The 22,663-nt window shown below is 39.9% G+C and carries 20 protein-coding genes; 10 read left to right on the top strand and 10 right to left on the bottom strand.

Annotated elements, in window-relative coordinates:
• Window positions 1-19: 19 nt before the first annotated feature.
• From I6F40_RS05285 to I6F40_RS05270, 4 genes are all read right to left on the bottom strand, one after another.
• Complete coding sequence (locus I6F40_RS05285; protein ID WP_197192595.1) at window positions 20-2,086, bottom strand: TonB-dependent receptor; 2,067 nt, start codon at window positions 2,084-2,086, stop codon at window positions 20-22.
• 447 nt (window positions 2,087-2,533) lie between these two features.
• A complete protein-coding gene (locus I6F40_RS05280; protein WP_166377513.1) occupies window positions 2,534-3,220 on the bottom strand; it encodes a 4'-phosphopantetheinyl transferase family protein in 687 nt (228 codons plus the stop codon).
• Between the two features lie 343 nt (window positions 3,221-3,563).
• The gene (locus tag I6F40_RS05275) at window positions 3,564-4,295 is read right to left on the bottom strand and encodes a 5-oxoprolinase subunit PxpA (RefSeq protein WP_166377512.1); all 732 of its coding nucleotides are present in this window, start codon (window positions 4,293-4,295) and stop codon (window positions 3,564-3,566) included.
• 1 nt (window position 4,296) lies between these two features.
• A complete protein-coding gene (locus I6F40_RS05270) occupies window positions 4,297-6,108 on the bottom strand; it encodes a glycoside hydrolase family 3 protein (protein ID WP_166377511.1) in 1,812 nt (603 codons plus the stop codon).
• A gap of 312 nt (window positions 6,109-6,420) precedes the next feature.
• Here I6F40_RS05270 and I6F40_RS05265 point away from each other — a divergent pair, with 312 nt between their 5' ends.
• The gene (locus I6F40_RS05265; RefSeq protein ID WP_166377510.1) at window positions 6,421-7,944 is read left to right on the top strand and encodes a sensor domain-containing diguanylate cyclase; all 1,524 of its coding nucleotides are present in this window, start codon (window positions 6,421-6,423) and stop codon (window positions 7,942-7,944) included.
• A gap of 689 nt (window positions 7,945-8,633) precedes the next feature.
• Here I6F40_RS05265 and I6F40_RS05260 read toward each other — a convergent pair.
• A complete protein-coding gene (locus tag I6F40_RS05260) occupies window positions 8,634-10,715 on the bottom strand; it encodes a TonB-dependent hemoglobin/transferrin/lactoferrin family receptor (RefSeq protein ID WP_197192594.1) in 2,082 nt (693 codons plus the stop codon).
• Between the two features lie 140 nt (window positions 10,716-10,855).
• Here I6F40_RS05260 and I6F40_RS05255 point away from each other — a divergent pair, with 140 nt between their 5' ends.
• From I6F40_RS05255 to azu, 5 genes are read left to right on the top strand one after another with little or no spacing between them, the layout of a single operon-like run.
• Window positions 10,856-11,665, top strand: a complete 810-nt coding sequence (locus I6F40_RS05255; RefSeq protein WP_166377509.1) for a heme/hemin ABC transporter substrate-binding protein — start codon at window positions 10,856-10,858, stop codon at window positions 11,663-11,665.
• Window positions 11,662-12,714, top strand: a complete 1,053-nt coding sequence (locus I6F40_RS05250; protein ID WP_197192593.1) for a FecCD family ABC transporter permease — start codon at window positions 11,662-11,664, stop codon at window positions 12,712-12,714. Before I6F40_RS05255 ends, I6F40_RS05250 begins: the two co-directional genes overlap by 4 nt.
• On the top strand, window positions 12,711-13,499 hold the full coding sequence (locus I6F40_RS05245; RefSeq protein WP_197192592.1) for a heme ABC transporter ATP-binding protein: 789 nt from the start codon (window positions 12,711-12,713) through the stop codon (window positions 13,497-13,499). The genes I6F40_RS05250 and I6F40_RS05245 overlap by 4 nt, the downstream gene beginning before the upstream one ends.
• The gene (locus I6F40_RS05240; protein ID WP_101216051.1) at window positions 13,496-14,236 is read left to right on the top strand and encodes a HugZ family pyridoxamine 5'-phosphate oxidase; all 741 of its coding nucleotides are present in this window, start codon (window positions 13,496-13,498) and stop codon (window positions 14,234-14,236) included. The genes I6F40_RS05245 and I6F40_RS05240 overlap by 4 nt, the downstream gene beginning before the upstream one ends.
• A complete protein-coding gene (gene azu, locus I6F40_RS05235; RefSeq protein ID WP_197192591.1) occupies window positions 14,233-14,682 on the top strand; it encodes an azurin in 450 nt (149 codons plus the stop codon). The genes I6F40_RS05240 and azu overlap by 4 nt, the downstream gene beginning before the upstream one ends.
• 47 nt (window positions 14,683-14,729) lie before the next feature.
• On the opposite strand, the gene I6F40_RS05230 is transcribed toward azu, so the two are convergent.
• Complete coding sequence (locus tag I6F40_RS05230) at window positions 14,730-15,662, bottom strand: ChaN family lipoprotein (RefSeq protein WP_197192590.1); 933 nt, start codon at window positions 15,660-15,662, stop codon at window positions 14,730-14,732.
• A gap of 725 nt (window positions 15,663-16,387) precedes the next feature.
• On the opposite strand from I6F40_RS05230, the gene I6F40_RS05225 reads away from it, so the two are divergent.
• Window positions 16,388-16,768, top strand: a complete 381-nt coding sequence (locus I6F40_RS05225) for a hypothetical protein (protein WP_101163553.1) — start codon at window positions 16,388-16,390, stop codon at window positions 16,766-16,768.
• Between the two features lie 226 nt (window positions 16,769-16,994).
• Here the strand turns inward: I6F40_RS05225 and I6F40_RS05220 are convergent, their stop codons facing one another.
• Complete coding sequence (locus tag I6F40_RS05220; RefSeq protein ID WP_197192589.1) at window positions 16,995-17,495, bottom strand: lactoylglutathione lyase family protein; 501 nt, start codon at window positions 17,493-17,495, stop codon at window positions 16,995-16,997.
• A 114-nt stretch (window positions 17,496-17,609) separates the two neighbouring features.
• Here I6F40_RS05220 and I6F40_RS05215 point away from each other — a divergent pair, with 114 nt between their 5' ends.
• Window positions 17,610-18,485 (top strand): LysR family transcriptional regulator, encoded by an 876-nt coding sequence (locus I6F40_RS05215; RefSeq protein ID WP_197192588.1) that lies wholly within the window; start codon window positions 17,610-17,612, stop codon window positions 18,483-18,485.
• Window positions 18,486-18,546: 61 nt separating this feature from the next.
• Here the strand turns inward: I6F40_RS05215 and I6F40_RS05210 are convergent, their stop codons facing one another.
• The gene (locus tag I6F40_RS05210) at window positions 18,547-19,224 is read right to left on the bottom strand and encodes a haloacid dehalogenase type II (protein ID WP_002959247.1); all 678 of its coding nucleotides are present in this window, start codon (window positions 19,222-19,224) and stop codon (window positions 18,547-18,549) included.
• Window positions 19,225-19,304: 80 nt separating this feature from the next.
• A complete protein-coding gene (locus I6F40_RS05205) occupies window positions 19,305-20,081 on the bottom strand; it encodes a DODA-type extradiol aromatic ring-opening family dioxygenase (RefSeq protein WP_197192587.1) in 777 nt (258 codons plus the stop codon).
• 106 nt (window positions 20,082-20,187) lie between these two features.
• Here I6F40_RS05205 and I6F40_RS05200 point away from each other — a divergent pair, with 106 nt between their 5' ends.
• Window positions 20,188-21,090, top strand: coding sequence for a LysR family transcriptional regulator (locus tag I6F40_RS05200; RefSeq protein ID WP_197192586.1), 903 nt, complete (start codon window positions 20,188-20,190; stop codon window positions 21,088-21,090).
• Window positions 21,091-21,126: 36 nt separating this feature from the next.
• Here the strand turns inward: I6F40_RS05200 and I6F40_RS05195 are convergent, their stop codons facing one another.
• Window positions 21,127-22,008: a LysR family transcriptional regulator gene (locus I6F40_RS05195; protein ID WP_197111862.1), complete on the bottom strand. Its 882-nt coding sequence runs from the start codon at window positions 22,006-22,008 to the stop codon at window positions 21,127-21,129.
• Window positions 22,009-22,098: 90 nt separating this feature from the next.
• Between I6F40_RS05195 and I6F40_RS05190 the strand changes: the two genes are divergently transcribed.
• Complete coding sequence (locus tag I6F40_RS05190; protein ID WP_197192585.1) at window positions 22,099-22,527, top strand: PACE efflux transporter; 429 nt, start codon at window positions 22,099-22,101, stop codon at window positions 22,525-22,527.
• Window positions 22,528-22,663 lie beyond the last annotated feature (136 nt).

The raw sequence follows: 22,663 nt of genomic DNA, 5'->3' as shown, positions 1-22,663 counted from the left end.
CGTGGAAAAATCTGATTGATTAGAATGTATACTGTATGCCCGCACTAATAGTTCTTGGTTGGGTCAATACTGCTGTATCAAAGTTAGTATCAGGTTCATTGCTATCAGCAGGTGCTGTACCTGGATACAATGCAACAGGAGCATCTTCATCAAAAATATTACGTACTGAAAGATACACTTTAGCTTGCTCAGAGATAACGTAGTTCAAACTTGTATCAAAGGTCGCAAAAGCGTCTGTTTTACCGCCTTCATCGTTTGAAATACTGGTATACCAGCCATCAGTGTACTGGCCACTAACGTTAACAACCCAATTATTTGATTGCCATGTGGTCCCTAATTTCATAGAAGCAGAAGGAACCGTAAGTAATGAGTTCCCTTCTAGGCCTGAGTTTGGATAATCAGTGATCTCAGAATCTAACAGTGCAAAACCACCATAAAGATTGAACTGATCATTAATCTGCCAATCGGCATTAAATTCAAAACCAATAGTAGTTACTTCGTCTGCATTTCTAACTACATAAGCTTCATCACGTGAGTTTTCAGGTGTTAAATCAAAAGGTAGTTGCATGTCTGTATATTGCGAATAAAACAGGTTTTGAGATGTGCTTATACTGTTATTAGCCCATTGCTGACGACCATAGATTTCTAAAGAGTTTACGTACTCTTCATCATATTCATAGTTAACAATTGGTGCGCCAAAGGAAATGCCGCCGCCGCCTGCATTATACCCGCGAGATAATTGTAAACCGACAATATGCGTATCACTTACTTGGTAGCTGAGCCCAAGCTTAGGTAATAAGGCACTGTAGTCGTTATCAGATTCTATTTTTGCAATCGCTCTATCAGGATCACCGCCTTCACGTTTGCGGTTTTCTTTTTCGTAGCGTAAACCTGCCGTTAGCTCAAATTTGTCACTAAATGGGAGGGCACCCTCAGAGTAAATTGCAAAATTATCTGAATCATCAGTAAAGCTTTGTTTTACAATGAATTGGATCCAATCATCTTGTTTTGAAGTGTAGTAGCGACTACCAATAACCCATTGTTCGCCGTTATCACCTTGATAGCGTAGACGAGGTTCTATCACAAACTCTTTGTTATCAATATTCGCTTTAGAACCATCTGGCGTAGATTTACGTTCAAAATTAAAGTCTGTTGCTGAAGCCGTTACCTCTAACTGTAGTTGTTGAGTTAATGATGCGCTGTATTCAATGCCTAAGCTTTTAGTATGCGTAACATGAACGGGTTGTTGCGGAAAGTTAGAACGACGCTGATCAAATGGATAATCAATGATTTCACTATTTGGACCACTGTATTTGTTATCGGTTAGTGTGACAACAACGCGTGTACCGTATTTGTCATCGCCCTCATAAAGTAATTTCCCTCTAATTGCACGGCCTTCCATGTCAGCTGGGTCTTTAACACCAGGGTAAGATTCATAATCAACAGATGAACTACGTTCAAATTGATCTGCTGCAATTCGTAAGGAAAACTGCTCAGAAAGAGGTTGATTATAAATAGCTGAAAATCGTTTTTGGTCTAAATTCCCGCCTTCAGCACGAATTGTGAACTCTTGTTCAAACGTCGGATCTTGTGTTTCTACGCGTATTGTACCTGCTATTGCATTACGCCCAGCTAAAGTACTTTGTGGCCCTCTGAGAACTTCAATTTGTTCAAGGTCCCAAATACCTAAATCGCCAAAAACTATTTCGTTATAAGTAGCTGAACGACCATCAATTTGCCAGTTTAAGCGTGCTCTGCTGCCTGCAAAAAATGCATTCGCGTTTTCTGCGGCTCCAGTACCATCAATACCCCTTACTGTTGGAGCTTTACCAGTACCAGTGACCATTGTGATGTTTGGAATTTCGCTTAGTACGTCTCTTACTGTTCTTAATTCGGGGCGGCTTTCAAGTTCTTTACTATCGAAAACAACAACGCTATTACCACTTTGTAGTAGACTTCTTGATAATAACTCTCCAGTAACTTCAATAACGGTCATTTGATCCACTGCGTCATTGTTATCAGTATTAGCTAAAGCTGTAGTAGATGTAAGTGCTGCGAGGGGGATTAAAACATCCTTAAATTTCACAGGTATTCCCTTCTGTAAATGATAATGATAATTGCTTTCAATGCTATATTCAATTGTATTAAAATACAACACTAAAGTTAATTAATGTTGTATTTTTAACTTAATTGTTAATCAGTAGAGAGGTGGTTTGGCTGTTATTTCAATCTAGGGCGATTTAATCGCGGCGTGAGGTTTGTAACCTAGTGGGCTTGGTAACGGCTCCTGCGTTACCCTACTGGCAGCGCATATTTGGCATTTATTCAACGTTATCGCCTATTTATGGGGAATAACCACACTACATAAGCTCAGCCTTGCCTAAATACCAAGCATGCGGCTGAAAATTTAACCTCGAAAGATAAACAGGTCCTAGATAAATTTTTTATCTATTTGTTTCAAATAAAAATTTTAACGACGTATAGTGCAATTTAATTCGTTAAATTGCTCAAAGGTTTATGCAGGTTGGTATAACTAGGAATTTTTGAATTCGCACTCTGTGAGCACTACATTTTTGTCACATTGGTAAAATACGGTTAAGTAAGTGTCTTTAGGCACTTGCGGTGAAAGTGCTTGGGTTATTTTAAATTGCAGTTGTTGTTCATTAAAGGCAATGAGCGTAGCCGCTTCAAAGCCAAAAAATTGTTTCACACTTGCGTACAAAGCTTTAAAAATACTTTCTTTTGCTGAGAAGATAATGGTTAACGGGTGTGATACCTGCTCTGCGAACAATCTAAACTGAGGATAATCATTAGGGTGCAAAATTTGTTCTTGTAGCTCTCGCTCTTGTTTTGCGCTCATTAGCTGTTCGATATCAATACCAATGCCAGCGATATCTGTGCGCTGAGAGGCCATTGCCATTGCAATCCCTTGAGTATGGGTAATACTAGCGATAACTTTATCAGGCCATATCGGCGCGCGATCATTGCCAGAAAGAATATCAAAAGAGGAAATACCGAGTGCGTTTAGTACTTTTTTCGCACAAAATCGGCCAGCCAAATACTCGGCCTTTCGTTTTGTGACTGCTTTTTGAAGTTGCAGCGGTGAAAAAATCTGATAACTCGAAAAGTCACTATCAATAAAGTGGTTACTATCAAATTTACAACAAAAAGTGCTGTGGCTAAGGTAGGGTGTAAACTGAGTATAAGGGGAAAGTTCCATATGCTATTTGCATTTTTCCTAGAATTAAGAGTAGCGCTTTAATGGTACGTTAAAAATATAATAAATAAAGTAAAGTTTATGACCTGTGCTGAGCTTAAGCTCATTGCGTAATGTACAATATGAATGATTAATTAACCTGAGCTCTGGATAATAAATCTATATCGAGCAGCTATTTTCAGCGCTAACTGCGTTGAATTTACTTGCAATAGGCCCGCTATTGACGCGTAAATTCGTCTTTTTTTCACTGAGAATCTCTGGCTAGAGAAAATAAAGTTAAATATCACCATGGTTCAATACGTAGTAAATCTCTTAACCAGAGCCAGGTTACTTAGTTTTTGAGTGTTTAACGAGTTTGGCACAGAGCTTTGATCTCCTGAATAAGGGCAATGCTTGCTTCGTTATCGCTATGCACACATAAACTATCAGCATGTAAAGGTAATACCTTTCCCGATTGAGTTATTACACAGCCTGTAGTTAACAATTGTTTTACTTGCGCAATCAGTGCCGATTTATTATGCACGCTACCAGGAATATTCCGCGATACTAACAGTCCTGCATCGGTATATTGACGGTCCGCGAAGGCTTCTAAAATTAATGTTAATTGGTATGTTTTGGCAAGTTGCTGATGGCTTTGTGCTTTAGCCGTTGCAAGTAGCATGAGCTTTAATGGGGTTGGGTAGATGGCAATGGCATGCATGACAGTGTTTAATATTGTTTCATCAGCCATCATGTCGTTATAAAGCGCACCATGTGGCTTTACGTAGCTAAGTGTTAATCCCTGCACTTTTGCCATACCTTCAACCGCTGCAATTTGATAATGCAGGCAGTTTGTAAGCTCTTTTTCGCTAAGATTCATTGAGCGTCTACCAAAGCCTTGCCTATCGGGGTAACTTGGGTGAGCACCAATTTGAACATTATGCTGTTTGGCAAGTAGCAGCGCATTTGCCATTACGTCGGCGTCACCTGCATGGAATCCACAGGCAATGTTAGCCATATCAATATGTGGCATTACATCATCGTCTAGCCCCATTTTCCACGCGCCAAAACTTTCGCCTAAATCACAATTAAGTTTCATATTAGTGCGCCTTTTGCGATTTTATTGTAACAGGCAGTACGCCGTTAGCAGGCGCTTCACCAAGTAACACTTTTGCAAGGGCGGTAAAAGCAGGCCCAGATACAATATCGTTTTTATCTACATCAATATTATATGCGTAAGATGCAAGTACAGCATTTGCATAATTACCAAATTTAGCAATGTCGTAAGGGGCTCTTAAGCTTATAAACACAGTGTTTTTATTACTCTGCTTTGCCATATTTAATAATGACTCAAGTGCTTTTGGTTGCTCTGCATTATTAAGTGCAAAATTAGGATCGTCTTTTAAATCATCCATACCGCCAATTTCGACCGCACTTTGATTAGGCGTTGCATTGCCGGCTATAACTACATCAGCAGCGTGTATTTGTGTTTTTGCGAGTGCAGGGTCGAACCCTTGTAAGCTACTACAGCTATAGGTGAATTTTTGCAGGCTGGTAGCTTCAATTGCTTGCTGCATTGCCATACATTTACGCGTGTCGGGCATAATAATATGAACATTACTTCCTGCTTTTAAATTAAGCGGCAAAGTACTGTTATTATTTTTAACTTGCGTTATTGCCTCTACAGCAAGTTGCGCTTCTATTTCACGATGTGCTGCACTGCCAACAACCTGCTTAGCTTCAGTAAGCGCGGTAATAGGGTCAAAATTAGTGCTTAATCTAAATTTATTTTTAAGAGAAATTATACGCATCGCAGATTGTGCTATTTCTTGCTCATCAAGTTGGCTTGATTTAACCGCTGCAACAAGCTCTTTAATAAGGGCATCGAGCTTGTTTAAATCATCCGGTGTTCTTATTTCAACGGGCATTAGGGCAATGTCAGCCCCAGCCGCAAACGTATTTATTACCGCTTGAGTTGGTGTGAAAAAGTTACTAATGCCAGCCATATCAAGTGCATCGGTTACTACAACACCTTGGTAATTAAGCTCACCACGTAAAATGTCAGTAATGATTGCGCGCGACATTGTTGCCGGTTTTATCATAGTTTTGCCATCAATACTTACAAACGTTGTGCTATCGAGCGCTGGGTACTGAATGTGCGCCGTCATGATCATGCCAGGGTTTTGCTTGGCGATAATGTGTTTAAACGGTGCTAGGTCTTGCTCGTAAATAACTTCTTTTGCATGGTTTACTTTAGGCAAACCTGTATGGCTATCTACATTTGTATCGCCGTGGCCCGGGAAGTGCTTTAACGAGGTAATAACACCGTTGTTCTCAAATCCTGCTACCTGTGCGGCGCCTAACTTACTCACTAATGCAGGGTTTTCACCAAACGAGCGTACATTAATAACAGGGTTATCGGGGTTCATGTTTACATCAACCGTAGGCGCGTAGTTTACATTGATACCCAGCGAGTTTAGTTCTTTAGCTATAACAGTTGCTGTTTTTGTCGCAAAGCTTATACCGTGTTTTTTGTAGGTTGCGCCAATCGACATATTACCGGTAAATGATGTAGCAACATCGCGTGGTAACCGTGCTACACGTCCACCTTCTTGATCTATAGATATAAATAGAGGCAGCTTACTACTGGACTTACTTGCAGCTGTTTGCAATTGGCTATTAAGCGTAATGGTTTGTTCTATTGATTGAGTGTTTTCAGAAAATAAAATAACCCCACCAATATTATACTTTGTCACTATGTTTGCTAACTCACTTGGCAAACTAGTCATTGGCGTTCGGCATTGTTTACTCGCACCTTGCTCACAGTAGTAGCGAAAGTCGAGTATTAACTTTTGACCAAGCTGCTGTTCAAGAGAAAGTGTTGATTTAGCGAAAGAAGATTGTAATGGCATTAAACACCCAGATAAAAAAACGATAGACGATACAGCATACTTATTTAGCAAAACGCTCTCCAAAGCAAAGGTTTAGTCGTACTTATGTTATGCAAATATTTGTTTAGCTTAACTACTTTTGTAAACAACCGCAAAAGCGATTGTTATAAAGGCTACAACATAAAAGCATTTAGTTAAGTCAGCTGACTTAACTAATAAACACTTAAACGGGTATAATACTTAACTTCGTATAATACGCGCTGAATTTTAGTGCTTTGGGATGCAGCTTTGCTATATAAATTACTACCCGCTTCAAATTTAAGATTTCTTATATTGCTACTCGCATTCTCTGCAGCACTGAGCACATTGGTAGGGAGTTTTTATTCTACCTATCAGGTTCAAAAAGAGCAGTTAACATCATATACGCTAAAAAGTAATTTAGCCTATGCACAAAAATTAGCCTCCGCAACTGATAACTTTTTAAAGTCTGCGCTTCAGCAGCTTGAATACTCAGCTAAAATTATTGAGCAATCACCAAATAACTCCAAATTATTAAACGATGAAGCCATTCGTTTAAATCATCAAACGGATAGCTTTAACTCTGTTGTGATTAATTTACATGGTGTAGTTGCAGCGACGTCGCCTTACTTTGAAAGTTTAATAGGCCAACAAATACAGTCTCCAGGAGCAATAGAAGCACTAAAAGAAAAACGCCCATTAATTAGTGAGCCTTATTTATCGGCAGCTGATAATTTAATTGTTTTTATTTCGCACCCGCTATTTGATTCTGAAGATAAGTATTTAGGTTATATTGGGGGCTCTCTTTATTTAAAAGAGAAAAATATTTTAAATGAGCTTTTAGAACAACATTACTACAAAGGTGGTTCGTACCTTTATGTTGTTAGCTCAAATAAGCGCATTTTATATCACCCAGAACCTGCCAGAATCGGCAACGTTATTGCTAACAATGCTGTGATTGACGCTGTTATAGATGGCGAAATAGGCACTTCAACGGTTATTAATAGCTTAAATAAGCCGATGCTCGCAGGCTACGCACCCATTACTTTATCTAAATGGGGAATAGTGGCGCAAAGACCATTAGAATCAACGCTCTCTTCGCTAGATACATTAACTATTGAAGTCATTGAACAAACAATACCTATGGCATTAGTCACATTTATTTTTATTGGTTTATTCGCACACTTTATAGCAAGGCCGCTAAAGCGATTAGCCGATAACGCAAATACACTCGATGATCCAAAAAGCTTAGAAAAACTTAAAAGCGTGAAGTCGTGGTATTTTGAAAGTCAAAAACTGAAGTTAGCGATGTTAAGAGAGGTTACTTTATTACAAGCACAAATAGGTGTGCTACGCCATGACTCACAAACAGATCCCTTAACAGATACGCATAACAGAAGAAGCTTAAACGGCCTACTTAACCAGCTTATGCTAAAGCAAACCCCGTTCGCTATATTAGAAATTGATATCGACTTTTTTAAGCGTGTTAACGATACTTTTGGGCATGACAAAGGCGACGAAACTTTAGTTTCGCTAACAAATATAATTAAAAAACTATCAAGAAGAGACGACATAGTATCAAGAATCGGCGGTGAAGAATTTGTTCTTGTGCTACCAAATGAAAACAGCCAAAGTGCCTATAAAATAGCAGAGCGTTTACGTAAAACAGTAGAATCGACAGAAATAAACACCATTGGAAAAATCACTATTTCTATAGGTATTGCGACCTGGCCTGAGCATAGTACTGATATTGCCCAAGTATATAAATGTGCCGATAAGGCGCTATATCATGCTAAAGAGCATGGTCGTAACCGATGCGTAGTGGCCGATATTAGCTAACCACAGCTTTGTTAAGTAATACTCTTTATTACCTTAAATTGATAAATACTTTACACAGAGTGCATGAGTTTATTAAGCCAGCCATCTGCTTTTGATGGCTTGTAAATCATTTCTATGCCTTTGCTATAGTGACTGTTAACCCCCTTTACAGTTATTTTGTAAGCCCTAAATCGTCAATCACAAAGTTAGGTAAATACGCTAATCCCAAAGCAATTTCACTACTAAACTAACCTTTTAAAATCCGTTATATGTTGAAAAGCTAATGACAAATAAAACACAAAAAATGCATTTTCATTAGTAAAACTAACGCAGCAGCAAGGCTTGGTAATTCATAAAATACAAAGTAAACCAAGCTATGACTCGTTAAGATTAGAGCCGCTTACTAAGGGGGAGTATAACGGGGAATTAGAATGCGACAGCGCAATAAATACAACGCTTGCAAGTAAGCTAACGGCATGTTTTAAAAACGCCCCTAGCTATTTAGAAAACCAATACTTTGCGATTAATTAATTTATAAATAACGGCGATTTTGGCTTTAAAAGTGCTGTTTATATAAAGTGTTAATGGGCATTAAGTATGTAGAAGTGTACCTGAATATACTCACCATTAAGTAATTTGACTTGAGTAAATATGTGGCAGGTAAACGCTGCATACCCATGCAGCGTTTATTGCCATTTGTTTAGCCCTAATTAAAACTGATAGCTTACCCTTGCTGAAAAGTTACGCCCAGATTGGGTGTATTGGCTAAAATCAGCACTTTGCGATTGACCTGCAATCAACTCAAAAGGTACATATTCTTTATCGAGCAAGTTAAGTACACCTACATTTAGCTGCCACGCTTGCCATTCGTAGTGTGCGTATAAATCAACAACGCCGTAGCCATGCCCTTTCGTAGTTTTATCATCGTTTGCATCAAGTACTACATCCGATTGCGATTTAGCTAAACGCAACGCAGCGGTCCAGTTAATATTACCCAGCTCTGTACTTAACAATATTGAGCCATTTAACGGGCTAATACTGGTAAGTGGCTGATCGGTTTCTTTATTCTCACCATCAACGTAGGCTACGTTTGCCTCAAGTAGTATATTTTCAGCGACATACATGGCAATTCCTGCTTCTACACCGCTTATTTGTGTTTCGCTAATATTTTGATATTGATACAAAGTTTTGTTTACATTAGGAATGTACGTTGGCTCAACACCTACTACGGCGGTTTCAATAAAATCATCGAATGCTGCATAAAAAGCACTTAAATTTACGCTAATATCGCTGCTGGCGTATCTTAGCCCAAGCTCAAACGAATCACTGCTTTCAGGGTCTAAATCGGCGTTTGGTAATATTTGATAAAACGGCTCAACGCCGTGGCTTTGATAGGCTTGGTCGTGTGGTGGTATTTTAAAGCCTCGTACGTATTGCCCGTACCACGATAAGTTATCATCCACTTGGTATATAACACCTAGCTTAGGCGAAAAAGCAGACTCGGTAATATCGTCAAGCTGCGCATCAGCGTATAGCTCATCATTTTTAGCTTCAAGGGTGTAGTAATCATATCGCACGCCCGCAATAACCGACCATGCACTGTTTTTAAACGAAATACTGTCTTGTACATAAGCGCCAATTAAAGAGGTATCAGCTCCGGGAAATGCTTTTTGTTTTTGATCTGAAAAATCAACGGTGCCATCGGCTAAAATACGTGTTTTAAAACGAGGGCGGGTGGTGTCGTATAAGTCGATATCAACTCCATATACCACTTCATGATCGGTGGTTTCTCCTTTAAGCCCTTTATTAAATACCGCTTTTAAACCTAAAATATTTTGCTCAAAGCGATAATCGTTATAATCGGTGTAGGTGCTTGCGCCACTAATCGCGTCACTTTGCTGCTCGTAACTACTATAAGACACTTGCCCGTACCATTTATCAAACGCAGCTGTAGCTACTTCTGAATGATAATCTAGCGCCAGTGACCAACTAGTGTCGTCTTCCTCGGTTTCTTGAACCGTGGGGGTTATTACTTGCTCAGTCGTTTGATTAAAATAATCAAGGGTGTATTTAAGTGTGCGTTTTTCATCAAGCTGTTGCTCAAATTTAACTAATAAAGCGTCCGACTTTGCATCATAACCGGGTAAGTTTTCGTCGTAGTTTTGTACTTCTTCGCTGTCGCGATGGCTATAAACTGCGCTTACTGCAAAGTCGCCTAAGTCTTTTGCACCGGTAATATCAGCAGCAATTTGGTTACTTTGACCTTGATACCCCAGTGCTATTTTTACATAGCTACTGTTATCTTTTAGGTAATCGCTTGGATCTTTAGTGGTTATAACCACAATGCCACCGAGTGCGTCAGAGCCATATAAAGACGATGCAGCACCTTTGGCTACTTCTACTTGTTTTACGCCTGCTACATCAAAGTAATTGCGGCCAACTAAATAGCCCCCTCCGCCTGCATAACCATCGTTGGTGCGTCGGCCATCTTTTATAAATACAACACGGTTACCACCAACACCACGTACAGTAAGTGTTTGCGCGCCTGCACCACTGCCTGTGGTTGCAATGCTTGAATCGTATTTAAACATGGTTTGTAAATCTACAGCTAGCTGGCGCTCTATATCTTGCTCGGTAATAACAGTTACTGAGCCTGTTACATCTTTAAGCTTTTGTTCAAAACGCGAGCCACTCACAACAATATGATCGTCAATTATGTTTTCGGCAAATGCAGTGCCCGATCCGAGTAATAAGGTTGCTATAGCAGTAAATTTAAATGCAGAGGGCTTCATTTTAACTCCAAATGATAATAGTTATTATTTATGGCGAGGATGTTACAACTAAGTCAAATTAAGATCAATTAATTATGATAATCATTTTCATTTAGATTTAACTAGTTATAATAGCCGAAAAATAAAAGCCGGAGTTTGTAATGAAATACCTATTTATATTGTTTGCTTTAGTCGCTCAACCTGCACTTGCACAGGAGCGCGTTATTAGTGCTGGCGGCACCCTTACAGAAATAATTTATGCGCTGGGCAAACAAAGTACCCTTGTAGCGGTTGATCAATCTAGTATGTACCCACAGCAAGCTACGCAATTACCACAAGTGGGTTATTACCGTGATTTAGCGGCAGAAGGCGTGCTTTCTATGCGCCCAACCACCTTATTAGCGCTTGAAGGCGCAGGGCGAAGCCAAGCACTTAAACAAATTGAGGCAACTGGGGTTAAACTAATTCATTATAAAAAGCCCACCTCAGTTAATGAGCTACTTGAGCTAATTAAACGCCTTGGTACCAATTTAAACGCCAAGCAAAAAGCGCAATCACTTATTACGCACATTACAGACTCATTACCTGAAAAAGCAAAAGCGCAGACACACAGCGCGCTATTTTTACTCTCAGCTAATGAGCGCGGGCTTGTTGCCGCAGGGCAAGAAACCGTCCCTAATTTATTATTTAGCTATGCGGGCATTACTAATATAGGCGCTACACATTCAGGCTTTAAAGTAATTAATACCGAAGTACTTGCTGTAAATCAGCCTGACTTTTTAGTTGCGCCAAGGCATGTTGTACAAAGCATTGGCGGCAAGCAGGCTTTTTGTAAGCAACCGAACCTACGCTTATTAAAAGCTGCGCAAAGCTGTAACTTACTTGTTATGGATAGCCTGCTTTCGCTTGGCATGTCGCCACGTATTGCCACAGCAATTAATGAGCTTAACGAGTATAAAACCCGCTTATGAACACCCTAACATTGAGCCGCTTTGTGCCTATAACACTTAGCCAAACTCATAAATGGATGCTATTAGCCTCTGTTTGTATTTTTGCTTTGGCGCTACTAAGCATAGGATACGGCCCTGCAGGATGGGATTGGCGTTTAGCTATTGCTTGGCTTGCGCCCGAGTACTTTAATCAGTTTGATGCACTGCAAATTAATGTAGTAATGCAAATACGTTTGCCGCGTTTTGTGCTTGCTGTATTAGTAGGGTTGGTACTTGCCCAAACAGGCGCGTCAACCCAAGCGTTGTGCCGTAACCCATTGGCAGACCCATCTATTATTGGCATTAGTGCAGGTGCGGCAATGGTTGCAGTCGCGTTTATTGCACTTAGCGCGCAGTTTAATTTTAACGCTCAGTTGTATTTACCTTATGCGTCGTTTTTAGGGGCGCTTGGTGTTACCTCGCTGGTATATTTTATTGCCAAGCAGCAGGGGCAAATTAATATCACCACACTTATATTGGTGGGGGTTGCTATTAACGCGTTAGCATTCGCTGTTATTGGGCTACTGAGTTTTTTTGCCGACGATAGCGCGCTACGATTAATAAATTATTGGACCATGGGCTCATTAGGCGGAGCAAGCTGGAGCACGATTATTCAAGCTGCGCCGTTACTATTTATCAGCCTAATTGGCCTGTGGCGGTTAAAAAACCCCATGAACTTACTCCTTATTGGCGAGTCACAAGCTCAGTACCTAGGAGTAGACACTAATAAGCTTAAATTGTATGTCATTATACTCGTTGCATTAGGGGTAGGTGCGGTTGTAGCGCTTACCGGTTTAATAGGGTTTGTTGGCTTGGTAGTACCGCATATTGCCCGCTTAATGGTGGGGCCGCATTTACGTAATATGCTGCCGCTTTGTATGCTAATTGGCGTAGTGGTATTGCTACTTTCTGACTGGCTAGCACGCATTGTGATCATGCCATCAGAGCTACCCATTGGCATTATTACCGCGCTATTGGGTGCGCCATTGTTTATTTATTTAATAGTGAAAAATAAGCGAGGTTGGTCATGATCACGTTTAACAATCTAAGCGTTGGCTTTGATAATTATAGCATTTTAAACGATATTAATGGCAGCGCTAAACAAGGGCAACTTGTAGCACTACTTGGTGAAAATGGCGCAGGTAAATCTACCTTGTTGCATACCTTAGCAGGTATGCACTCCTTTACAGGCAGTGTACTTTTTAATGCTAAGCCGCTGGCCTCTCACGCTAAAAAACGCCTTGCAACACAGCGCGCAGTCATGATGCAAGCTAACCACGTAGGGTTTGATTTTAATGTATTTGAGCTTATTGCAATGGGCCGCTACCCGTATGTAGAGTCATTAAAAATGCAAAGCGAAAAAGTACATAAATACGCCGCTATTATGGATTTAAACCAGTATTTAACTCGCCGCGTAAGTGCGCTTTCGGGCGGAGAGCAACAGCGTGTTCATATGGCGCGTACTTTAGCGCAGCTCGATGCCTTTACACAATCGGCCGAGCCAAAACTAATGCTGCTCGACGAGCCTACATCAGCACTTGATATGCGCCACCAACATGCTTTGCTCAGCTGCGTTAAAACCTTTGTAGAGCAGGGCAACAGCGCCATTATTGCAATACACGATCTAAATTTAGCCAGCCTTTATGCAACCGATGCTATTTTACTGCACAACAAAAAAGTGTTGCAAAGTGGGCTTATAAACACCGTATTAACAGAACAAAACTTACAACAAATGTACGCCATGAAACTGCACGTAAATCCTCATCCTTATAACGATGCACCCATGGTTTTTTCTCAACGTCAGGAGTTTTTATGAGAGAGCAAGCATTAAACGATGCACGCACCTTGGTTTACAAAACCAATGCGGGTGTCATGTCGACTATTTCGAATAATTTACGCGGCTACCCGTTTGGCTCAGTAACCCCCTATATGTGCGACGAACAAGGCCGTATTTACTTTTTTATTAGCGATATAGCCCAGCACACTAAAAATCTAAAGCACGACTCTCGTATGAGCCTAACTGTGTTTGATGCCACCGACAGTGGCGATCAAAACGAGCACGGCCGCGTAACGCTCGTAGGTGATGGCTCTGTTGTGCCAAGTGAGCAAGCACACACTTTACTTGATAACTATATTGCCCTATACCCCGAAGCTGCTAGCTATCGCAATGCGCACGACTTTCAATTATGGCAATTAGACGTAATTCGTGTGCGTTACATTGGTGGCTTTGGCAAAATATTTTGGCTTGAGCAAAACGAATGGCAGGATGAGGCAAAAAACTGGGATGAAAACCAGCAGCAAAGCATGATAAGTCATATGAACGACGACCATCAAGATGCTATGTCGCTCATATTAATGCAGCACTACAGCGTAGCTGATAACACCCCAATAATGAGCGGCTTATTACCCACTGGTTTTTATATACAAAGCCAAAAGCGTAATTACTTTATTAACTTTAAAACCCAGTGCAACAGCCCGTTAGAGGTTCGTAAAGCGCTGGTTGCGCTAACCAATCAAGCACGCAATAACCTAACAGCAGAGGAAACAGTATGAAAAAATTAACACTCTTACTAAGCACTGCACTACTACTTAGTGCCAATGCGGCATATGCAGACGAATGTACACTCAGCCTAGATGCAAACGATATGATGCAGTTTTCAACTAAAACATTAAGCGCCCCTAAAAGCTGTAAAAAAGTAACCGTAAAGCTTAGCCATGTGGGTAAATTACCCGCCAATGTAATGGGTCATAACTGGGTGCTTGCTAGCGAGCAAAACATGCAAGCTATAATAACCGATGGCAACGCAGCAGGGCTTAGCAACCACTACTTAAAGCCTAACGATACACGCGTGCTTGCAGCTACAGACATTATTGGCGGTGGTAAATCAACGCAAGTTACCTTTAACACCAGCGGCCTAACCGCTGGGACTAATTACACGTATTTTTGCTCTTTCCCTGGGCATTACGCCATGATGAAAGGCACATTTACGCTTAACTAAATATCAAAGGTGTATTGCACTAACGCAGTGTAATACACCCAATTTTATTATTGGCAATACGTTTGCTCGCCTCGTTTAGCTAAAGCTTTAAAAGCAGCTTGCTGATGTTCTTTTTGCACATAACGGGGTGGCAAAGGGTTAACTTGCAACTGATACCCTGTTTGGCTAGCTTGCACACTTGTAACCGGCGATATCCACACAACATTTAGCTCTGGCGCTAAACGCTTAATAACGCGCGCTATACCTTCGCCATTTTTCACATGAAAATCGTCCGCTATATGCATTACCTGCGCATCTTTATGATTATTTAAATAGTTAACAATAGACTCCCCCATGGTTTCATCCCAGGTAACTTGCGCAGCATAATAGTTTTCGTTTTGACTTTGCGAACCATGGTGCATTGATTGCACAAAACGTTGTTTATAATCACTGGGGGATGTATCAATAGTGGCTGCAATATAGCTCTGCTGTGTTTCATCAAGTTTACTTAGGTAACTTATGCCTTGCCTGCCAATACAGGTGACTATATTTTTAGGGGCATTTGCAGCTATTACATCGCTATTGTTCGTTTTTGCCAGCTCTACCAGCGCACGGTAATCACTTTTGTAGTTAGGCCACGCTTGGGTGTTATCAATTAAGTATTGCTCACCAATTTCACTCTTAACGTACTGGTTTAAAGTATGCTGATCCGCGCGGCTAAATTGCTCAAGCGACAGGGCTGAGCGTTTATTACTTTTGCTTAATTGCTCAAATAACTCAGCCTGAAATAAATGCACGCCCGGATGTGTATGCAATTCACCCACTAAAACCACATCGGCATTTAATAGCTTGGGCTCTAATAATACAGAGCTAACAGGCTTTGCTTGTGCATTATAAAGTGCTGAGTAATAAAGCGATGAGCTTTTATCAGGCACCGTGGCTGTTGTGCTACAACCACTCAAACCCGTAACTAACGCCAGAGTTAACATAGACTTATTCATACACACCTTTAAAACCCTTTAATGCAAATAATTATCAATATCATATACTTGTAATACCTATTAAGCCAGCCAAACTGCTGCTTACTAACATAATCAAGGAAATGAGCGAAACGCGCATTTATATGCCTTAACTTTGCTTGTAAATATTAAATAGCTTTTGATAGCAATGCCTTAGGTAATTTGTTAAAACTGTATAAAGTAGAAACATGAGGGTGACATCGGCAGAAGTATGCTCGATTCGCGGCCTATAAAATTGTTAGATGTTAAATGGAGTTCTATGAAGCATCCACTTTTTAGTGAAAACATGGAAGATGGTTTTAGCCTATTCTTACTAAAATGTTCAGAATCAAGAAGCTGTCTCTTATTTGGTACCTCAGCTCTTTTGTTATTTATATTTGCAAGTCAAAACACCAGTTTTATGAGTTTCCTTAATGAACACTGGTTTGGTAACATTCTTAAGATTTTATGTGTAATTGGAGCTTTATTAAGTTGGTTTTCAGCACAAGCACATTCATATAAAAATGGACACTTTAAACTAGTAGCTTCCATATTCTTACTTTGGCCCATTAGCTATATATACTTGTTTTATATACAGTTAACTAAAAAACCTAACGTAAATATCAAATGAAAAAATTATAGCTGGCTGTTTTTTGTTCCTAAAACCATTTTGGTCAACTATATTTTTCCGCTTATGTAAGCGCTAGGCACTGGAGAAGGTTTAATAGATGGAACCAAATTATTCAGAATATTCTGTTACCGAATTGCAAGAAGCTATTACGTCTATTGATAGGGCTTTGTACCCTGAACGCTTTGAGCTATTAAAAGCCGAACTATTAAATAGAGACGAGGAAGAGCATAATGCTTCTCAATTAGTAAGTCTTTCATCAAAGGACTTACTTATTAAGCTCAGCAATGCATTTTTTGTAATTCCGTTGATGATCTATGTAGGAGTAGATGCACTTAATAGCGGTGAAATACTCCTTAAAGGAGCAGCTATATCAAAAAATGAAAACTTTATATTATTTACATTAAGCGTAATGTTTTGTTTTTTAATCTCAGCGGTACTGACATGTAGCCTGTTTGTGGATAAGAGCAAAAGTTCCTGACAAATACATTATGTCGTTCATAAATTCACTAGGACACAGTTCGATTGGTAGTGTTTTTCTGGAGGTTGATAATATTTTCAACTCAGGGCAAAACATGCTGCACAAGCTAAGCAAAAACAAGTTATAGAGAATAAGAAGACGGTGAAGTGTATTTAAAAACTCTATAACTGAAACAAAAAGGCCGCAGTAATAAATACTGCGGTCTTTGTTTTTAGCTAAGTGCTATTTAGTAAGCGCCTGCGCTGTAAATAAGCTCGTAGCTGTGGCTGTAAATCTCAAGGATGTTACCAAACGGGTCTTCCATGTAGATCATGCGGTACGGCTTTTCACCCGGGTAGTAATAACGAGGGGCTTGCATACGTTTTTTACCGCCAGCTTCTACAATACGCTCAGCTAAACCTTCTACATCAGGGTCTTGAACACAAAAATGGAAGATGCCTGTTTTCCAATATACAAAATTGTCTTTTGGGTTTTCTTGGTTTTTAAATTCGAAAATTTCGACACCAATACGATCCCCTGTAGATAGGTGCGCAATTTTAAATTTTTCCCACTTTTCGCCAAATACTTCTGTGCACATTTCGCCAATTGGACTTTTGTCTTCGGTAATTAAAGTGGGTTCCATTATGGTGTACCAACCCATAACCTTAGTGTAAAACTCAACTGCTTTTTCAACGTCGGGAACCGAAATACCAATGTGCGAAAAACTACGTGGATATGTATGACTCATAATGCTTCCTCTTTAACTTGTGACTTATCTTGTGACTAGTTGATGGAGTTAGTTTACGAATCGACCACCATTAAGTAAAATTATCATTAATCATCATTTTGAGTACGTTTTGTAATGATAAATCCAACATGGTTAAATACGTTTTGCACTTTGGTTGAGGTAAATCATTTTACCCAAACAGCTGAGCGCCTTTATATGACCCAATCTGGTGTAAGCCAGCACATTAAAAAGCTAGAGCAACAAGTTAACTGCGCTTTACTTGAGCGCCATGGTAAGCAGTTTTCGCTTACCCCTCAGGGCCAAAACTTATATCAGCAGGGCAGCTTACTTCTTAAAGATTGGCAGTTTTTAGAACAACAATTAAAAGATGATTCGCCGTACAGCGGAGCGGTAAAGATTCAATCTCCGGGCAGTTGTGGTTTAAAGTTTTATAATCAATTATTAGCACTGCAATCTGAGCATAAAGAGCTGATTATTGATTACCGCTTTGCGCCCAATGTAAGTGTTGAACAAGCTGTAGCAAACCACAGTACCGACATCGGGTTTTTAACTCAAGCTCCAACATTTAGCGAACTAACCAGCCATAAAATAAGCCAAGAGCCACTACTACTTGTAACGCCTGCAGGTATAAACATGCCTAATTGGCAAACCCTGTGTGAGCTAGGGTTTATTGCTCATCCCGATGCAAGCCATCATGCGCAGCTACTACTAAGCGAAAACTACAGTGAGTTTGAGCATATTGACCAAATAAGACGTACGGGATTTTCTAACCAAATTAGTTTAATACTAGAACCTGTAAGCTTAGGGCTGGGTTTTACGGTATTACCTGCTCATGCTGTAGGTGCATTCAATAAGCCACAACTTATAAAAACACATCATTTAGAATGTCCGGTTAGTGAATCTATTTATGTGTGCCATCACAGAAATAGGCCGTTGGCAAAACGTATGAATACAGTGATTGAGCTAATAAAGGTGGGAGTAAATAGTTAAAACGTAAACCCCCTTTACACCCACGGCACTTAATACCATAAGCAAAAGGGGGAATAGAAAATTAGTTAACGCTTTCTAATTTTGCTTTTAAATCGAGTAAATCGGTTGCAATAGTATTTGGCTGTATTTCCCACGGATCGAAAATTGATTCTTTAGATCGTTGAATCCACGCCGCGCGCATACCGTGCGATATGGCACCGGTTACATCAAACGGGTTACTTGATACAAGCCACGTGTTTGCGCCTGTTGAATTGGTTTCGCGTAAAAAGTGGCTATAAACCCCTGGGTTTGGTTTAAAGGTTTTAACGTCGTCGGCACTTACTACCCCTTCAAAAAGCTCACTAATGCCAGCGGTTTCTAATAAGGTATGAACTGCGTCGGCAGCTCCGTTTGAAAATGCAAACAAACGGTAATCCTTCGCTTTTAATTGCTCAAGGCCTGCTTTTACATCGTCGAACGCAGGAAGCGTTTTATAAAGCTCTAGCAGTTGCCCCTTTTGATCTTCGCTTAGCTCGGTTTTGTGCGCTAAGCAGGCGTAATCGAGTGCGTGTTTTGTACATAGCGAGAAAGGAATATAATTTTGCATTAACCCACGTCTAAATGAATACTCTAATTGCTTTTCGCGCCATGTATTTGAAAATGCTTGGGCGTTATCGCCAATCATGTCGTCGAGTAAGGACAGTACGCCGTGAGTGTTTATTAGCGTACCGTATACGTCAAATGCAAGTGTAGTTGCCATGTTTGCTCCGCAATAAAATAAATTAAGTTAGTTTTAGAGTACTTGCTTACAGCTTAACTTAATTTGAACAAACGCTCAAATTAATAAAACTTATAAGCATCGAGTGCTAAAATATCCATTTCTATATCTTCATGTATTTTTTCGGCTTTACCGTCACTACTTCCAAGCGCTGCAAAAAGAGGTAAAAAGTGCTCCTGGATAGGGTGATTAAATAAAGCATGGGGTGCTTCATTTAAATAGTTAAGTAACGCTTGGGTGTTTTGCGCTATTAATTTTTGCTCAACCCAATGAGTAAACTCATTAACCATTTGAACACGATTAGGTGTAGCAGGGCTTTTAAATATTTCACGTAGATTGTGACTAATCCCACCGGAGCCAATAATTAATACGTTATCGCTGCGCAGTGGTGCAAGTAACTGTCCGTATTTATACGTCGCCTGAGCGCCTAAACGCGTGTTAATAGACACCTGAACAATGGGAATATTAGCTGCTGGGTACATTAAGCGCAGCGGGATCCACACACCATGATCCCACCCTTGATCTGCACTTTGCACCGTTTTAATACCCGCTTTGTAAAAGTACTCACTAATAGTATTAGCAAGCTTAGGGTCTCCTGGTGCTGGGTATTGAATTTCATACAGGGGCTTGGGGAAGTTATAAAAGTCGTGAATAGTATGCGGCGCATCTCCTGATGTAATAACTATATCGTGCGCTTCATCAAAGTGGGCAGAAAACACCACAATAGCACGTGGTTTACTAAGCGTTTGAGCTAATGATGCAAGAAAATCTGACGTAGCCGATTGCTGAACAGCCATCATTGGCGAGCCGTGAGATATAAATAAAGCAGGCTGAGTCATACTAAAATCTTAAACAAATAGATGCGTTATAAACACTATATAAGTTTCTATTTTGACGATAAATATGATAATTATTTATACATTATCAACAAAGCATTGTTAAAAAATGGATAAGCTCACCACCATGAAGACCTTTTTAGCCGTTGTGCAAGAAGGATCGTTTTCAAAAGCGGCCGATAAGCTCGATATTTCGCCGCAGTTAGTCAGCAAATATATTTCTGCATTGGAAGATAATCTACGCACGCGTTTATTACACCGTACAACGCGAAAAGTAAGTGTTACAGAGGCTGGAAATCAATATTATCAGCGTTGTCAGCAGGTGATTATTGATATTGAAGACATGGAAAACTCACTAAACAACTTAAGCGAAAATGTATCGGGTGTGCTTAGTATTAGTGCGCCTATGTCGTTTGGTACTAAGCATTTAGCAGGTTTGTTGGTTGATTTTCAAAAGCAGTATCCAAATTTAAAATTAGACTTACGGCTCACCGACCAATATGTAGATATAGTAGAGCAGGGTATTGATATTGCTCTGCGCATTGGCGTATTAAAAAACTCAACGTTGATAGCTAAAAAAATTGCACCTATACACCTAGCGGTGTTTGCATCACCCGATTATTTAAAACGCCATGGCACGCCACAAACGCTTTTAGATTTACAATCACATAATTATTTACGCTATTTCCACAGCGAGCCCACAAAACGATTATTTGGAGTTAATGAGTTAAAAAGCGAGCTAAAGCTTGAAAGTAACTTTGCGGCTAACAATGGTGATTTGCTACTAAATACAGCCATTGCGGGTGGTGGTATTGCTATGCAGCCCACATTTATAGCAGGGGAAGCACTGGCTCAAGGTAAAGTAGTGCGCATTTTGAAAGACTATGAACCCGAGCCAATGGGGCTTTACATGGTGTATGCAAACAGACAGTTTTTACCCAGTAAAGTGCGTGCATTTGCTGATTTTACTAGTGGCTATTATGGCGATACACCTTACTGGGATTTAGCGTAATAAAAAGTAAACCGCTTAACAGGCATTATATAAAAGCTAAATTTTTAAAAAATTCCGTAGTAAATTTCTTAGTACTTTAAACACCTCTTGATTACTGTGTTGCTGATGCTGTAATACATCAACATTAGCCATCCAACCCATTTCTTCAAACTCAAGAGGAAGTTTAACCAGCTCCCCACTTTGTACTGCATCTACAGCTACATGGTTTGGTAATAAGCACCACCCGTTACCTTGTATTGCTAGCTCGAGTAATACAAAGTAATTATCGGCATACCAAATCTCTGGGCTAATTTTTAGCTGAAAGCTACTTGTTTGCGTATTGCGAGAACGAAGAAGAAGTTGTCGATGTAGCCGAAGGCCATCCATATTTTCACATCTGATCCCCGCTAAAGGGTGCGATTTAGCAACATATAAATCAAATTTTACCGATCCAATACATTCATAGTCTAAGTAGCTCGGTATATTTAATTCACTAAAAATAATACCCGTTATAGGCTTTTCGCTGTTTAGCATGTCAATTATGTCATGGCTGGATGCACTTAAAAACTCAAGCGATACGTAAGGATACTTACTTTGCAGCTTGCTAATAATACTCGCGATAGTTTTAAACGGGATCCCTTCGTCTAGTGCGATAGTGATTTCGGTTGGTGTTTTTTCGTTTAGTGCTAATGCAGAGTTTGTTAATCGCTGGTGTTGATTAAGCACGGCCTTAGCCTGGGGTAGTAACTGTTTACCGGCTTCGGTTAATTGTGGATAGCGCCCTGTGCGCTCAAATAATGTCGCATTACAGTCTATTTCTAAATTAATAATATGCTGGCTTATTACCGACTGCGCTTTACTTAAACCGCGCGCAGCAGCTGAAAACGATCCAGCTTCAACGGTAGCCACAAATGCTTGAAGCTGTTCAATACTAAACATATCGCTTTTCCCGATACTAAGTAACTAACACATATCTTTATAATGAATGAAAATACAGCCATCGTCATCAACTTAAGAAGTTATTTATATATGAACACAGCAGAACGTATTTTTCAGGCACTAATATTTGAGATGATAGCATTATCTTTTGTTGTACCTGCATCAGTTTATTTTGGTGGGTTTGCAACAGGAAAAATGGCAATAGTAGGTGTTGGTTTATCAATCTTCGCCATGCTTTGGAATTACATTTACAACATAGTGTTTGATAAAATAGTTGGGCATAACCGAATCGAGCGAGGTTTAGTAACCCGCATTACGCATGCATGTGGCTTTGAGCTGGGTATGTTAGTAATAACGCTGCCAATACTTGCTTGGTATTTAAATATTACATGGCTAGCCGCTACAGCATTAGAAGCTGGCTTTTTAGTTTTTATACTCATATACACGTATATTTTTAATGTGTTGTACGATAAGTACCAACCTTACAAAAGATGGGTTAATAAATCGCAATGTGCTTGATATTTTTAAGTTTATAAAAGCAACGCTGTGGAGTATTGAGATCGTTTTGGCAAAAGCGCAATGGCAATAAATAACGGTAAATGTGGCTTTTAATTAAACCAATTAGCACTGCTCAATTGACTAAGTAGTGCTAATT

This window comes from Pseudoalteromonas sp. SWXJ133, from assembly GCF_015864365.1.
GTDB lineage: Bacteria > Pseudomonadota > Gammaproteobacteria > Enterobacterales > Alteromonadaceae > Pseudoalteromonas > Pseudoalteromonas arctica.
The sequence above is the reverse complement of the archived record's forward strand: the minus strand, read 5'-3'. Positions and strand labels throughout refer to the sequence as shown.

Coding starts and splice junctions, on each gene's coding strand:
- I6F40_RS05280 (WP_166377513.1), bottom strand. CDS start 3,220: ATGGAACTTTCCCCTTATACTCAGTTTACACCCTACCTTAGCCACAGC.
- I6F40_RS05275 (WP_166377512.1), bottom strand. CDS start 4,295: ATGAAACTTAATTGTGATTTAGGCGAAAGTTTTGGCGCGTGGAAAATG.
- I6F40_RS05270 (WP_166377511.1), bottom strand. CDS start 6,108: ATGCCATTACAATCTTCTTTCGCTAAATCAACACTTTCTCTTGAACAG.
- I6F40_RS05260 (WP_197192594.1), bottom strand. CDS start 10,715: ATGAAGCCCTCTGCATTTAAATTTACTGCTATAGCAACCTTATTACTC.
- I6F40_RS05255 (WP_166377509.1), top strand. CDS start 10,856: ATGAAATACCTATTTATATTGTTTGCTTTAGTCGCTCAACCTGCACTT.
- I6F40_RS05250 (WP_197192593.1), top strand. CDS start 11,662: ATGAACACCCTAACATTGAGCCGCTTTGTGCCTATAACACTTAGCCAA.
- I6F40_RS05245 (WP_197192592.1), top strand. CDS start 12,711: ATGATCACGTTTAACAATCTAAGCGTTGGCTTTGATAATTATAGCATT.
- I6F40_RS05240 (WP_101216051.1), top strand. CDS start 13,496: ATGAGAGAGCAAGCATTAAACGATGCACGCACCTTGGTTTACAAAACC.
- azu (WP_197192591.1), top strand. CDS start 14,233: ATGAAAAAATTAACACTCTTACTAAGCACTGCACTACTACTTAGTGCC.
- I6F40_RS05230 (WP_197192590.1), bottom strand. CDS start 15,662: ATGAATAAGTCTATGTTAACTCTGGCGTTAGTTACGGGTTTGAGTGGT.
- I6F40_RS05225 (WP_101163553.1), top strand. CDS start 16,388: ATGGAACCAAATTATTCAGAATATTCTGTTACCGAATTGCAAGAAGCT.
- I6F40_RS05220 (WP_197192589.1), bottom strand. CDS start 17,495: ATGAGTCATACATATCCACGTAGTTTTTCGCACATTGGTATTTCGGTT.
- I6F40_RS05215 (WP_197192588.1), top strand. CDS start 17,610: ATGATAAATCCAACATGGTTAAATACGTTTTGCACTTTGGTTGAGGTA.
- I6F40_RS05210 (WP_002959247.1), bottom strand. CDS start 19,224: ATGGCAACTACACTTGCATTTGACGTATACGGTACGCTAATAAACACT.
- I6F40_RS05205 (WP_197192587.1), bottom strand. CDS start 20,081: ATGACTCAGCCTGCTTTATTTATATCTCACGGCTCGCCAATGATGGCT.
- I6F40_RS05200 (WP_197192586.1), top strand. CDS start 20,188: ATGGATAAGCTCACCACCATGAAGACCTTTTTAGCCGTTGTGCAAGAA.
- I6F40_RS05195 (WP_197111862.1), bottom strand. CDS start 22,008: ATGTTTAGTATTGAACAGCTTCAAGCATTTGTGGCTACCGTTGAAGCT.
- I6F40_RS05190 (WP_197192585.1), top strand. CDS start 22,099: ATGAACACAGCAGAACGTATTTTTCAGGCACTAATATTTGAGATGATA.